Source organism: Nostoc favosum CHAB5714, from assembly GCF_020829495.1.
GTDB classification, from domain to species: domain Bacteria; phylum Cyanobacteriota; class Cyanobacteriia; order Cyanobacteriales; family Nostocaceae; genus Nostoc; species Nostoc favosum.
This window is the reverse complement of the sequence record NZ_JAIVFQ010000010.1, coordinates 76,143-89,216: the sequence shown is the minus strand read 5'-3', so window position 1 is coordinate 89,216 and position 13,074 is coordinate 76,143. Positions and strand designations below refer to the sequence as shown.

13 protein-coding genes and 1 tRNA gene are annotated in these 13,074 nt (G+C 44.1%); 9 read left to right on the top strand and 5 right to left on the bottom strand.

Translation table 11 applies throughout. From position 1 onward, the window contains the following. Window positions 1-144 precede the first annotated feature (144 nt). Window positions 145-711, top strand: coding sequence for a Uma2 family endonuclease (locus tag LC586_RS10025; RefSeq protein ID WP_229484406.1), 567 nt, complete (start codon window positions 145-147; stop codon window positions 709-711). A gap of 7 nt (window positions 712-718) precedes the next feature. Here LC586_RS10025 and LC586_RS10020 read toward each other — a convergent pair whose 3' ends face one another. Both LC586_RS10020 and LC586_RS10015 read right to left on the bottom strand, forming a co-directional pair. Beyond that, window positions 719-889, bottom strand: a complete 171-nt coding sequence (locus LC586_RS10020) for a cell wall metabolism sensor histidine kinase WalK (RefSeq protein ID WP_229484405.1) — start codon at window positions 887-889, stop codon at window positions 719-721. A gap of 197 nt (window positions 890-1,086) precedes the next feature. Beyond that, window positions 1,087-1,818, bottom strand: a complete 732-nt coding sequence (locus LC586_RS10015; RefSeq protein ID WP_229484404.1) for an MBL fold metallo-hydrolase — start codon at window positions 1,816-1,818, stop codon at window positions 1,087-1,089. A 193-nt stretch (window positions 1,819-2,011) separates the two neighbouring features. Here LC586_RS10015 and LC586_RS10010 point away from each other — a divergent pair, with 193 nt between their 5' ends. Beyond that, complete coding sequence (locus tag LC586_RS10010; RefSeq protein ID WP_229484447.1) at window positions 2,012-3,532, top strand: site-2 protease family protein; 1,521 nt, start codon at window positions 2,012-2,014, stop codon at window positions 3,530-3,532. Window positions 3,533-4,148: 616 nt separating this feature from the next. Here the strand turns inward: LC586_RS10010 and LC586_RS10005 are convergent. The 3 genes from LC586_RS10005 to LC586_RS09995 form a co-directional block, all read right to left on the bottom strand. Then, window positions 4,149-4,715: a phycobiliprotein lyase gene (locus tag LC586_RS10005; RefSeq protein WP_229484403.1), complete on the bottom strand. Its 567-nt coding sequence runs from the start codon at window positions 4,713-4,715 to the stop codon at window positions 4,149-4,151. 75 nt (window positions 4,716-4,790) lie between these two features. Continuing rightward, window positions 4,791-5,471, bottom strand: a complete 681-nt coding sequence (locus LC586_RS10000; RefSeq protein WP_229484402.1) for a HEAT repeat domain-containing protein — start codon at window positions 5,469-5,471, stop codon at window positions 4,791-4,793. 541 nt (window positions 5,472-6,012) lie between these two features. Further along, a tRNA-Ser gene (locus LC586_RS09995) sits at window positions 6,013-6,097 on the bottom strand. Between the two features lie 106 nt (window positions 6,098-6,203). On the opposite strand from LC586_RS09995, the gene LC586_RS09990 reads away from it, so the two are divergent. From LC586_RS09990 to LC586_RS09960, 7 genes are all read left to right on the top strand, one after another. Next, entirely contained in the window at window positions 6,204-6,572 is a 369-nt protein-coding gene (locus LC586_RS09990) for a 2Fe-2S iron-sulfur cluster-binding protein (protein ID WP_229484446.1), read from the top strand. 70 nt (window positions 6,573-6,642) lie between these two features. Next, on the top strand, window positions 6,643-7,188 hold the full coding sequence (locus LC586_RS09985; RefSeq protein WP_229484445.1) for a thermonuclease family protein: 546 nt from the start codon (window positions 6,643-6,645) through the stop codon (window positions 7,186-7,188). Window positions 7,189-7,335: 147 nt separating this feature from the next. After that, window positions 7,336-8,148 (top strand): inositol monophosphatase family protein, encoded by an 813-nt coding sequence (locus tag LC586_RS09980; protein WP_229484401.1) that lies wholly within the window; start codon window positions 7,336-7,338, stop codon window positions 8,146-8,148. A gap of 74 nt (window positions 8,149-8,222) precedes the next feature. After that, window positions 8,223-9,179 carry a J domain-containing protein gene (locus tag LC586_RS09975; RefSeq protein WP_229484400.1) on the top strand — a complete coding sequence of 319 codons (957 nt, stop codon included), beginning with the start codon at window positions 8,223-8,225 and terminating at the stop codon, window positions 9,177-9,179. Beyond that, window positions 9,179-10,393, top strand: coding sequence for an ATP phosphoribosyltransferase regulatory subunit (locus tag LC586_RS09970; RefSeq protein WP_229484399.1), 1,215 nt, complete (start codon window positions 9,179-9,181; stop codon window positions 10,391-10,393). Before LC586_RS09975 ends, LC586_RS09970 begins: the two co-directional genes overlap by 1 nt. Window positions 10,394-11,120: 727 nt before the next feature. After that, window positions 11,121-11,849, top strand: a complete 729-nt coding sequence (locus LC586_RS09965; protein WP_229484398.1) for a hypothetical protein — start codon at window positions 11,121-11,123, stop codon at window positions 11,847-11,849. 40 nt (window positions 11,850-11,889) lie between these two features. After that, a complete protein-coding gene (locus LC586_RS09960) occupies window positions 11,890-13,008 on the top strand; it encodes a DUF1822 family protein (RefSeq protein ID WP_229484397.1) in 1,119 nt (372 codons plus the stop codon). Window positions 13,009-13,074: the final 66 nt, after the last annotated feature.

The window sequence follows — 13,074 nt, the reverse complement described above, 5'->3', positions numbered from 1 at the left end:
ACATTAAGGTGCAATATCTTGTATCAATTGACTAACAACACCATTTATTTATGGTTACTGAGCGTTTCACTGAGTGCTCACGTCGAAGTCTTGTTGAAGTGTGGGGATTGTTAATTTTAAATTTTGAATTCGGAGCAAAGCAACATGACTCAGACCACCTCAAATCAGATTCGTTGGAGTAGTGCTGATTTAGAACTATTTCCTGACAGCGAATGGAAGCATTACGAAATCGTTGATGGAGAATTGTTTGTGACTCGCGCTCCACATCTAGGTCATCAAGACTCTGGGGGTCGTATTTATGCACGATTATTCTTTTGGTCGGAAGAAACCAACCTGGGTAAGCCTTTTTTTGCACCGGGTGTGGTGTTCTCTGATGTAGATGACGTGATTCCTGATGTGGTATGGGTCAAGCAAGAACGCCTAGCTGGAATTGTTGATGAATCTGGACATCTTACTGCTGCACCGGATTTAGTTGTAGAAGTCCTTTCTTTGGGTAGCCAAAATGAGCGCCGCGATCGCGAAGTGAAACTGCGGTTATATTCTCTCAAGGGTGTCCTGGAATATTGGATTGTCAACTGGCGACTCCAGCAGATAGAAGTCTATCGGCGGGATGCGGGACAACTCAGGTTGGTAGGAACGTTGCGATCGGAGGATGAACTTACATCCCCTCTACTACCTGGTTTCTGCTGTCAGATCGCCCGTTTTTTTTAACAAGGGACTACAACGGTAGCTGAATGACAAATTTAGTTCCTTTGCCAAATTGGGAATTTACCGCGATTGCTCCGCCATGTTTTCCTACAATAATTTGACGGGCACGAGAACCTGAATAAAGTTGCTCTATGATTTGATAGGCAGCGATCCTTAAAGTTCCATCAGCTTTTGCGCTCATAAATTTTTACGGGAATTCCTATGTACTAAAGTTAGAATTCCCAGGACAATATCTTGCTTAACAAACGTTACAAAACTTGCATTGGAGATTGGGGATTAGTCATTAGTTAGAGTTAGGAGTTAGGAGTTATTATTCTCCCCTGCTCCCTCTACTCCCTCTGCTTCCCCTGCTCCCCCTGCCCCCAGCAAGAACCGCCTCTAAAAAGGCTGTATCCGCAGCAAAGCTGATAAATCCAGAGAGGCGAGGCGTTGATAAGCCTGATCCATAAATCGCTTGCCTCTGAGAAAGCCTGTATTAGCACCGGGACAAATGTAGCGGAGAGTTTCTGGTGTAAAATTTTCTAACAAGAATCGAAGGCTCTGAATTTGCCTGGGCCAGTGAAAGGTTTTAGCTGTCCGTAATGGTACTGTTTCACCGTGCTGGTTAGGGAGTAAATGACGACCAGAAAACAATATACCTCCAAGTTCACTGTAGTATAAGCAAGATGAGCCGGGAGAATGACCTGGTGTCCAAATCACTTGGGCTACGCCATCAAGCGTAAATTCCTGCCTAAAGGTAGTTAAGGTTAAGCCTGGTAACAAATAAGCTTCTTGCTCTTGAATCAGCACCTCGCAGCTAAAGATTTGCTGAAATTCAGCAGTCTTGCCAATCGCGCCTCGATGGGTGAGAAATAACCAACGCACGCCTCCATGCGATCGCAAAAAATCTTGATTTGTTTGGTCTAGAGCAGGGCAGTCTATCAGGATATTGCCTTCATTTCTTACAATAAGATAAGAGGTTCCCCCTAATGTGTCCCGATTGGGTGGAAAAGCAAAAATGCTCTCTTGTGCGAAGTCCGATTGCAGAGAACCTGCGCTAGGAACTTCGTCAGGGAAGACAGCCCGTGGTGGCTTAGTTGTATGACTTGGCACTTGAGGTAAAGGGCACATGATAAAAGAGCCGAAACTGAGGAGTTGTGGACAATCTGGTTCCAGTGTGGAAATTCTAAAGAATTGAAACTTGAGCGTTAACCAGCACTGTTAACCATTGTGAAAAAAATTGGGATTTGAGGTCTGCCTTATAGTTAATGCTATGGTGCTGAAGCTACTGGCGGAGCATTTTGTCAAAATTACTGAAGATAACATGGCATTTTGGTTTCTGTTTATCCTCCTACTGGGGCTAGCTACTTATCTAATGGTGCAGCACAGCGTCGCTCAGATCACCCGGACGCCAGTATGGTTGTTGTGGCTGGTTTTAATGGCACCAGCATTACTGTTGAGTGGATGGACACTGATGTATGGGCCGAAACAACCTCCGCCGCCAGCGCTGATTCTTTGGTCGATATTTGTCTCCACAGTGTTGTACTGGACGTTGTTTCAATGGGGGCGTCGATCGCCAAGAGATACACAGGCTCAAACCCAACCCCAAGCCTCAGAATCACAGCCGACTATCCAGCCTATTGCAGAACCAATAGTGCGTCCCATTGAGCCAACGGAAGAAACTCAACTACGAAATTGTTTTCCTTGGTCTGTATACTACGTTCAAAATATTGAGTATCGACCACAAGCCGTGATTTGCCGTGGTCAGTTGCGAACTAAAGCTAGCAACGCCTACCAGCAGATTAAAACTAATATTGAAGCACAATTTGGCGATCGCTTCTTGCTGATCTTTCAAGAAGGTTTAAATGACAAACCTTTCTTTGTGCTGGTTCCCAACACTCAAGCTGCTAAAGAGAGAAATACACCACGACGCGAACAAGAACGCTTAACTCGTCCAGGATTAGCACTTCTACTGCTAGCAGCTACTTTGGTAACTACTACCTTGGTGGGAGTGGAAATTGCTGGTGTTTCTCTACCGCCTCTATGGCAAATTGGCTCTTTGTTCAAAGTTCTATCTAACCCAGATGTTCTATTCAAGGGATTGCCCTATGCTTTAGGGTTAATGACTATTTTGGGTATTCACGAACTTGGGCATTATTTGACAGCTAAATTCTACAAGATTCGCTCGACGTTGCCTTACTTTATTCCCATACCTTTTTTCTTGGGAACTTTTGGTGCATTTATTCAGATGCGTAGTCCCATTCCCAACCGCAAAGCTTTATTTGACATTAGTATTGCTGGGCCAATTGCAGGCTTTGTGGTGACTGTGCCATTACTAATATGGGGCTTGGCTCATTCTGACGTGGTTTCCATCACTGAAAAAACCCGACTTTTAAATCCTGATGCCCTTAATCCCAAGTATTCCATTTTACTAGCGGTACTCTCGAAGTTAGCCTTGGGTAGTCAGTTAACAGCAAAATCAGCCCTTGATTTGCATCCAGTTGCAGTAGCTGGTTTTTTAGGACTAATTGTCACAGCCTTAAATTTAATGCCTGTGGGACAGCTAGATGGAGGTCACATTGTCCATGCCATGTTTGGACAACGAACTGCGATCGTAATTGGTCAAATAGCTCGCGTGTTGTTGCTATTACTGGCTTTAATAAGAGAAGAATTTTTGGTGTGGGCGATTATCTTATTATTTATGCCATTGATTGATGAGCCTGCACTGAATGATGTCACTGAATTGGATAACCAACGTGACGTTTGGGGATTACTGGCAATGGCGTTGTTGATTGTAATTATTTTGCCACTACCGCAGGCGATCGCTAACTTTTTGCAAATTTAAAAAGTTTCAACGCCAAGAGAAATATATCTAAATTTTTTCCCAACTATGGAATCAACTACAGCTTGGTATTTTGTGATTGAGATTATAAACAATATTCAACAATAGTTCTCTTTAAAAATGTCTTTTCGTCCACAACTCATCTGCCACCAATTAATATTGTCCCCAAGTTCCCTGGCAATTCGGGTCATGTGGAAAAGAAGAAAGAAAACCTAACCCCCTAACCCCCTTCCCGACACGGGAAGGGGGAAAATTCAAAGTTTCTCTCCTTTTAGGAGAGAGAAATAGAAGTGAGGTTTTCCAGATACCGTGAAAAATCGGGAGCATCCCAAATGTGTAAAAACATATTTTGTCATTGCGAGCGTAATGAAATGAAGCGTTCGCGGAGCGTCTCGTAGAGAAGCAATCGCAACATCTAGACTTTGTGATTGCTACCCTTCGGGAACGCCAAGGGCGAACATTCCGCTTCTCTTACGAGACGCTACCGCGTTAAGCGAAGCTATGCCGAAGGCTTTACGCTTCATTCGCAATGACAATCTATCATCTTGGTAAATTTGCTTGCATTGGGATGCTCCCGAAAAATCAGCCTTACTTCCGGGGGGAATATTTTGTTATCCAACTAACTTGATACTGAATTAGCCGCCTCGGAAGCCTTCGCAGCTGGTGGAAAGCCACCCATACGAATCTCAGAAGTAAAGGAAGTGATACTAAATCCACCAAAACTCTTGAGGATATTTACCCGCATTCGTAAATTGGGGCTAGCAAACCACAGACGCTCTTCTAACGACATGGTTTCATCCTCTATAGTTAGGATTAATGCACCATCACTGTCAAATTTATAGTGTCCGGCAACTGGAATTTTATCGGCATCAACCACTTCCCGCAGTAACTTACCTTCAGCTGGATTATCTGCATCAGTTACAGAAACCAACACAGTTGAACCACTGTGTTTTGTTTTATCTTTCTCTATTGTGCCGTTCCAGGTAATTTTGGCAGCACAAGAGGCGGAACTAGGATTAATTTCGTACTGTTGACACAGTTTTATCACTTCTGGATCATCTAGTGCCAGCGTCTCAATGATGATGTCTGACTTGCTATCTTCAGATTGGTTAAAAGCCAAATGTTGACTAGTACGATGAGAAAACCATTTACCAGTACTTAACTGAAAAAACTCTTCAATATTCATGAATAAAATTACCCTGCATCAAAATGCTAAAATTCCCACTTTATTATTATTAAAAGGTAGCAGGAAACTTTAATATTAAGCTTGATTGCCTATTTCCTCAAGCTTCTTGAGGCCAATCCTGGCTGCCTCAGCAACGTTGAAATGATTGTCTTTTTCCAGGTATTTTAAAGCTGAGATACTCTTGGGAGTAGGAAGATTACCCAAAGCTTCTGCCAAACGCTGCCTTACTAACCAATCATCTGATTGCGCGAAGCGCAGGATCTGATCCACTGACTCAATGTCTTGAATTTCTCCCAGTGCAGAGATTGCAGCTTGTTGCAATACTACTTCTTTGCTATCCAATGCCTGAATAAGTATTTGATGGGCACGAGGATCTTTAATGTTACCAAGAGAAACGGCTGCACTAAAGCGTACTAGCCAATCAGTATCTTCATAAAATGCCCGTGAAAGCACCTCGAAGGCTCTGGCATCGCCTAAATATCCTAAAGCACCAGCAGCATCAGCGCGTATGCCATAATCGGGGTCATTTTCGAGAATTCTGACCAAAATTGAATAACATTCTGGTGTCGGCTTGATTCCAAGGGCAAAAATTGCCATCGATCGCAGTTGCAAAGATTCGTCATCTAGTACCTTTTTAATCAAAGGAACTGCATCATCAGGGGACACATGACGCAGATTGGCAAGGGCTACCATGCGATCGCGTAAATTCGGACTTTCTAACTGGGTAGAAATTTCTTGTAAGCTTAGAGTTGTCATTTAATTCAAAGCGTTTTCTTTACTTATCTTAATTTACCCGATCCGTTCATCAGGCTGTCGCCATAGTGAAGTAGGAGTTTGGCGACTTTACAAAATGGCTCAATTATGAGTGAAAAATAAATAAATGTTACTTCCCGCTTAATCGTGTGGGTGCTAATAGGTTTCGTTAATGCTGGTACACGATATTAGGACTTACGCACAGGTAACGGAAAACGAACCACAGAGAAGCAGTGCGCCCTTGCGGTTCCCCGACTTGAAGCAACTGGCGCGGCGCAGAGGTCACGGAGGAATGAGAGTTTGAGAGGGTTTTTGCGTAAGTCCTAGATATGAATGTTGGGTTTCGTTCCTCAACCCAACCTACACCAGTTTTAGTTTTTAACCTTAACTGAACCATATTGGTTTATACGATATCTTTCCTGCGGGACGCTAATGCACTTTCAAAGGAGTTTTAAGGATAGATTTGGCAATATCCTGCTGTTTATTTAACCTAACTATTTGTAGAAGTCTGGTTCAAACTATATATTTAGACTAGGTTTGATAACGGAGAGGGGGGGATTCGAACCCCCGTTAAGTTTCCCTAAACAGACTTTCCAGGTCTGCGCCTTAAACCACTCGGCCACCTCTCCAGGTGCCATAAGTTACGATCATACTATAGAATCCCAGAAAATGCAAAGATAAAGAAAGATATTTTTGATTGAATCTGAAAGTCCCAATTCCAAAACGCAAATCCAGATGTCCCGTACATACACAATTAGAGTTAGCGATCGCGCCACTGGCAAAACACACACCCTACAAGTCCCAGAAGACCGCTACATTCTGCACTCTGGCGAAAAACAAGGGGTAGAACTGCCATTTTCTTGCCGTAACGGGGCTTGCACCACTTGTGCGGTGAGAGTTTTATCGGGAGAAATTTACCAACCGGAGGCGATCGGATTGTCGCCAGATTTACGTCGGCAAGGTTATGCCTTGTTGTGTGTAAGTTACCCCCGTTCTGACTTGGAGGTGGAGACACAAGACGAAGATGAAGTCTATGAACTCCAGTTTGGCCGCTATTTTGCTAGGGGGAAAGTTAAAGCGGGTTTGCCCTTAGATGAGGAATAAACAAATCAAAATCATCGTACCCCTACCGGGAACTCACCTACGCGCAGCAGCGGCCATAGGAAAAGTTCTGATGCCTATGCGTCTTGGTGATTGGGTGCAAAAAATAGCGATTTTGGCTTGCATATTGCTCTTGGTGAGTTGCCAAGGTAAAAACCAGCTACCAAACAATGAGGCTCAAGTGAAAGTAGCGCGGGTAGTTAGTGGGCAAAGTTTGGAAGTGGTAGGCATGGCTGAACAACCAAATTTAATTTCCCAAGTGCGGTTAGTTGGTATTGATGCACCAGATTTGCGACAGCGGCCTTGGGGGGAAGCAGCAAAAGAACAGTTAGAGAATCTAATTGGTGGTGCAGAACAATCGGTAACGCTGGAGTTTGATTTAGAAACAAAAGACAAAATCGGGCGAACTCTAGCTTATGTGTGGAAAAATAAGGTGTTGTTGAATGAGGAATTAGTGAAACAAGGGAATGCAATGTTTGTTGAGCGATCGCCTAACCACAAATACAACCAGCGTTTAGAACGTGCCCAACAATGGGCTAGGCTCATGGGCCAAGGAATCTGGAACCCAGAAAAATCTATGCGCCTCACTCCCGCCGAGTTTCGCCGCCAAAATCTTTGAAGAGTGGGAGTGGGGAATGGGGAGTGGGGAGCAGGGGGCAGGGAGCAGGGAGCAGCGAGCAGGGAGCAGGGGAGGCAGGGGAAGAAAACGAATGACTAATGACTAATGACTAATGACTAATGACCAATGACTAATGACCAATAACTAATGACTAATCTACAAATTTTTCTAGATATTGCTACTGAAGCGGCCTTAGCTGCTGGTGTCGTTTTGCAAGGTTATTTAGGTAAATTAGAAGACGCAATTATTGAAAAAGGTCGCCCTGGTGATTTAGTCACTGCTGCTGATAAAGCCTCAGAAGAGGTGATTTTAGAAATTTTGCGCCGCCACTTTCCCGATCACTCTATCCTTGCTGAAGAATCAGGGAAATTAGGTAATCAAGACAATGAATACCTTTGGGCAATAGATCCCCTAGATGGCACAACCAACTACGCTCATCAATACCCATTTTTTGCTGTTTCCATTGGACTATTAATTAATGGTGTTCCGCAACTTGGTGTAATTTATGACCCTTTCCATAATGAGCTATTCCGTGCTGCTGCTGGCTTGGGAGCAACGCGTAACCGTCGCCCCATTAAGGTTTCGGTAACATCTGAACTGAATAAAAGCCTACTAGTGACAGGATTTGCTTACGATCGCCGCGAAACCTCTGATAACAACTACGCAGAATTTAGTCACCTGACTCATCTTACTCAAGGAGTCAGACGTAGCGGTTCCGCATCGCTAGATTTGGCGTATGTTGCCTGTGGACGTGTCGATGGTTACTGGGAAAGAGGGCTTTCTCCTTGGGATATTGCCGCCGGGATAATTTTGTTACAAGAAGCTGGGGGCAAAGTCACCGCCTACGATGGTACTCCCGTAAAAATTGAGTCAGGTAGAATTCTCGCAACAAATGGTTATATTCACGACTCCCTCAGTAGTGAACTTTTACAAGTTCCACCACTGTCAGCATGGGTTTAGCCGGTGGGAGCTTTCCCTCTGACTTTGGGTAAACTAAAAGGAATCTAACTGCTGCTTTGGTGCAAAACCTCTATATGTCTTTCAAAATAGATCGTGGACTATTTAAATATGATTTCATAGATTATCACGCAGTATTGTGCGTTCCAGTGGATGCGGATGTCAAAGAAATTCGGAAACGTTATCTCAAAATCGCCCGCCGTTTGCACCCGGACAGTAGTTTTACTGAAAGTGCTAGTCAAAAAGAGCTAGGGAACGAATTGTTATCAAAGCTGGTTAACCCAGCTTACGAAAAACTGTGTGGCGATCGCACTCGCACCGAATATATTTTAATTTTGTCGCAAATTGGCAAGCGCCTGTTACAAGAATCTACTTCAGTGACTCTCAACACCGACTTGGCTAGACAGTTAGCCCAGACGCCTAATATGGATCATTTCTATAAAAGTGCGATCGCTAAAATCGGCGAAACTCAATATGATTCTTTAGAGCAAGTGCTGCAAGTCATTGCCCAAGTTAGTGAGTTAAATTTAGTGTATTTAATGCGGAGTGCAAGCAAATCATCCGCAGCGCCGCCGCCACCTGCTCAACCCAAAGTCCAATCAGGTACACCTCAGTCAAATACACCAAAAAATCCACCACCACCACCAGCGCCACCAAAAGAAGACTCGATTGTAGAACAGTATGTTCGTCGCGCTCAATCTTTGATTGACAAAAACCAATTTGCCCAAGCCAAAGTAGAGTTGCAAGATGCCCTGAAGCTAGAACCTAAAAATAGTCACTGCCATAGCTTAATTGCAATGGTGTATTTGAAGCAAAATCAGCTAAAAATGGCAAAAATCCACTTCGACAATGCTCTCAAATTAGACCCCAATGACGAAGCGGCTCTGCAATGGAAACCTAAAATAGATAGAGCTATAGGACAACAACCTAGTGATCATAAGGTGACTTCATCCGCCAATAATGGAGATAAGCAACCAGATAAATCTGGTAGTGGTGGTTTGTTCGGTGGTTTGTTTGGTGGGAAGAAAAAATAATGGTGTATCAACCAGCAGCAGGAGCCAGGGATTTATTGCCCTTGGATGTGGAGAAAAAACGCTGGATTGAAGATAGATTACAGCAGGTGTTTCACCGTTGGGGATATCACAGGATTATCACCTCGACTTTAGAACGCATGGATACTCTGATGGCGGGGGAAGCAATCCAGCGCCAGATGGTGATTCAACTACAACAAAATGGCGAAGATGATGAATTAGGGCTACGTCCAGAATTAACAGCATCCATTGCTCGCACCGTTGTCACTCGCATGGCAAATGCAACTTATCCGCAACGGTTGTACTACAACGCTAATGTGTTTCGCCGCACTTGGGAAAGTAGACACAATCGCCAGCAAGAGTTTTATCAAGCTGGGGTGGAATTATTAGGTGCTGGCGGATTGCTGGCAAATGCGGAAGTACTACTGTTAGTAGCCGATTGTTTGGCAGCATTGGGGTTGCGGGAATGGCATTTAATTTTAGGTGAAGCGGGAATTACCCGATCGCTCCTGAGTGCCTTTCCTGATAATTTACAGGATAAAGTTCGCAGTGCGATCGCTCATCTCGACCGCATTACCATAGATACTTTACCCCTAAGTGACAAACTACGCGATCGCGCCCGAACCATGCTGGATTTGCGCGGCCCCAGTGCAGACGTGTTGCAAAAAGTTAGTAGTTTGGATCTAGACCAAGAACAGCGAGAGGCAGTGAATAACCTCAAATCCCTAGTAGAATTACTGGAATCAGAGAAAAAATTTCCCTTAATCCTCGACCTCAGCCTCATCCAGACCATAGACTACTACACGGGTATCGTATTTGAAGTTGTCAATGATACCGAATCCCAAGCCAGAGTTTTAGGGCGTGGTGGTCGCTACGACCAGCTTTTGGGTCTATATCATCCCCAAGGAGAAAACATTCCCGGAATTGGTTTTGGATTAAGTATCGAAGATTTATACCAAGTTCTGCTATCTACTCAGCAATTACCACAAGTGACTCCAGCGAGTGACTGGTTGGTAGTAGCAGAGACGGCCAGTGCTAACGCTGCCGCCTTTACCTACGCGCAAAAACTCAGAGATTCTACTGATTTGGTGCGCGTAGAAATTGATTTGGGGGGAAGGGATGCAGACGCTATTCGCCAATATGCAAGCGATCGCGGCATTGCCCAAATTGCTTGGATCAAAGCTGATGGCTCACCAAAAATTGAACCATTGCGATAGTGGGCATTGGGCATGGGGCACTTGTACTGAGCGGCGTCGAAGTATGGGGCATTGGCCAAACAGGGCATTGGGCATTGGTTATTAATTCTTCTCCCTCACTCCCTCATTCCCTGATCTCCCCCTGCTCCCCTGCTTTCCCTGCTCTTCACCAGCAATAATGATTAAGTCGCCTGTTCTAAGTACAACGTTTCATTAAATAATTCGTAATTCGTAATGACGCTCCTGCGTCGCTAACGCTGCGCTAACGTAATTCGTAATGGGCAACTCTTAGAGACGCTAAACGCGAACGCCCCGCAACGCTTTCGTAAATTTTGTTTTGTAATGGGGATTTAACCCCAACACAAAACAAAATTTTTATTGAACCGGGGGACTTAAACCCACGGAACTAGTTAAATTTCAACCCTCAATTCGCCACGATTTTATGCTGCATCTGTACTAAGTAATATCATGTCCGGTTGAACACAAGTCAATTGCGAACGAAGTGAAGCAATCACAAGGACTCTGCGATTGCTTCACTTCGTTCGCAATGACATATCATAAGCAATTTGCCGGACATGATATAAGTGGGCAAGATTAACAATTCAAAATTCACGCCTTCAAAAATAAAGTTTTGTAAATAATTTGAATTACCCCTGTCTCTAACTCCGATAACCCATCAGGCAAGTAAGGGGAGGTTAGGTACTGTCATGATATTTAAACCTAAACTGATGGGGTCTGGATGACCTCTATGTGTAATAAGATTATTGCTCCCCCTCTAATTTGCTTGCTTCAGGCTGCTTTAAATAATCCAATTGAAAGGAGCAGGCTATTACAGCAACAAGAACAGATCCGGGAAATCATGAACGATATTCCTGCTCGTGAATGGCTATTTGAGCAAATATGTCAAACTGATGACCCCAATCAGGCAAAGAAGCTGATTATTCATATGATGTGGTCTTCCAAGTTAATTTGGCACGGTGGAGGGATATCACCGGATGTCTATAGTGAAGCTCTATCACGAACCTGGGTATGGTTTACGGAACATCTTTGCTACAGGTATAACCCAGCACAGGCAAGCTTTGTCACCTGGTTTAACCAAAGGCTGAAAGGGATGATTCAGGATGTCATTCGAGAAAGAGCTAAGGAAGAGAGAAGACGGTTAAATTCTCCAGCAGATGAAGAAGATAATGAGTGGATTTATCCTCCTGCGCCAGAGCCTGATCGTTGGCATGAAACAATCCAAGAATGGCTAGAGTTAGTGCGAAATAATCCGCATCTGTTCATCAATTGTCGAATGCAGAGTCATCCCAATGTTAACTGTCAGGTCTTGTTGATTCATATCTTGAAGGTGTTGGGCGATTCAGGGGAGTTTTCTTGGAATGCGATCGCCCAAGAGTATGGAGTCGAACCGTCGGCGCTGAGGAGATTTTGTCGGACACGATGTTTCCGTATTTTCAGGCAGTTATTGCCTGAATAAGATTGCGAAAAGTTTCTAGACGTTTTCTTTGACACTAATCATGATTGATACCCCAGTAAAATTCATTCCGATCGCAATTCCGATTACGGGGACTGACCGCAAGCAGGCTTACCAGTTTGCCCAACAACAGCCAACCCAAGAGCGATCGCAACAAGTTTATCGGAATACGCTGGCTGTGTTAGTGACTGGGCGTTATTTGCAACTGTTAGGCATTGATACTGATTTAGAAGCCAGTCATAGTTGGAATCCCCTCGATCGCCTGTTAGAAAACATTGCAGACTTATATATTCCCAGTTTGCAAGGCTTTTTAGAGTGTCGTTCGCTTCAAAGGAGCGATCGCAAATGCAAAGTTCCTAAAGAAGTGTGGTCAGAACGCCTTGGCTACGTGATGATTCAACTCGATGAACCCTACCGAGAAGGGCAAATTTTAGGATTTGTGGAATCCGTATCAGTGTCGGAAGTACCACGCAGCTATTTCCAACCGCTCGATGTATTGCTTGATCGTTTGACGTTAGAGCGATCGCCACAACCAATGGTTCAACTTAGACAATGGCTCAAAAGAAGATTTGAACCTGATTGGCAACCCCCCCAAGAGTTACTTAGTACTATCAAAGGAGAGATTTTACAACTTTATCAGCCACAGTTGCAACGAGGTGACGACCCCATTCGCCAACGGGTTGAACAACTCTATCGCGGACAGTCTTCTAATTTGGTGCAATCCATTCCGGTTCATCTAAATCCCCAGGAAGCTTTGGTAAATCTGCTCCAAACTACTCAAAATGATGAAATTCGCTGGCAGTCGGCTGAGTTTTTATGGGAACTAGATCCTCAACATCCGGACTGTCCAGTGATCAGTGCCAAAGATTTAGGAATTTATCTGATCGGGCATCCTATAGTACTAATGGTCGGTATTTTGCCTAAGTCAGATGGCAAGATGTTAATTCTCCTGCGGGTGTATCCTCAGGGGCAACTGTCTCATCTGCCGTTGGGATTAAAGCTGATCGTGCTGGATGAAACCGGAAATCCGTTTTTTGAAGAAGTGAAATCGCGACAGCAAGATCACTATATGCAGTTTAAATTTACGGCGGACGGAGGCGATCGCTTTAGTGCCCGTGTCGTTCTCAATGATGCTAGCTTTACCGAGAGTTTTATTGTTTAACTTTCTCTTGCATAGCCAAGCTTAATCGTGCTTATCTAATGAATAAATTCTTTACCTCCAGGCGCT

Coding starts and splice junctions, on each gene's coding strand:
- LC586_RS10025 (WP_229484406.1), top strand. CDS start 145: ATGACTCAGACCACCTCAAATCAGATTCGTTGGAGTAGTGCTGATTTA.
- LC586_RS10020 (WP_229484405.1), bottom strand. CDS start 889: ATGAGCGCAAAAGCTGATGGAACTTTAAGGATCGCTGCCTATCAAATC.
- LC586_RS10015 (WP_229484404.1), bottom strand. CDS start 1,818: ATGTGCCCTTTACCTCAAGTGCCAAGTCATACAACTAAGCCACCACGG.
- LC586_RS10010 (WP_229484447.1), top strand. CDS start 2,012: ATGGCATTTTGGTTTCTGTTTATCCTCCTACTGGGGCTAGCTACTTAT.
- LC586_RS10005 (WP_229484403.1), bottom strand. CDS start 4,715: ATGAATATTGAAGAGTTTTTTCAGTTAAGTACTGGTAAATGGTTTTCT.
- LC586_RS10000 (WP_229484402.1), bottom strand. CDS start 5,471: ATGACAACTCTAAGCTTACAAGAAATTTCTACCCAGTTAGAAAGTCCG.
- LC586_RS09990 (WP_229484446.1), top strand. CDS start 6,204: ATGTCCCGTACATACACAATTAGAGTTAGCGATCGCGCCACTGGCAAA.
- LC586_RS09985 (WP_229484445.1), top strand. CDS start 6,643: ATGCCTATGCGTCTTGGTGATTGGGTGCAAAAAATAGCGATTTTGGCT.
- LC586_RS09980 (WP_229484401.1), top strand. CDS start 7,336: ATGACTAATCTACAAATTTTTCTAGATATTGCTACTGAAGCGGCCTTA.
- LC586_RS09975 (WP_229484400.1), top strand. CDS start 8,223: ATGTCTTTCAAAATAGATCGTGGACTATTTAAATATGATTTCATAGAT.
- LC586_RS09970 (WP_229484399.1), top strand. CDS start 9,179: ATGGTGTATCAACCAGCAGCAGGAGCCAGGGATTTATTGCCCTTGGAT.
- LC586_RS09965 (WP_229484398.1), top strand. CDS start 11,121: ATGTGTAATAAGATTATTGCTCCCCCTCTAATTTGCTTGCTTCAGGCT.
- LC586_RS09960 (WP_229484397.1), top strand. CDS start 11,890: ATGATTGATACCCCAGTAAAATTCATTCCGATCGCAATTCCGATTACG.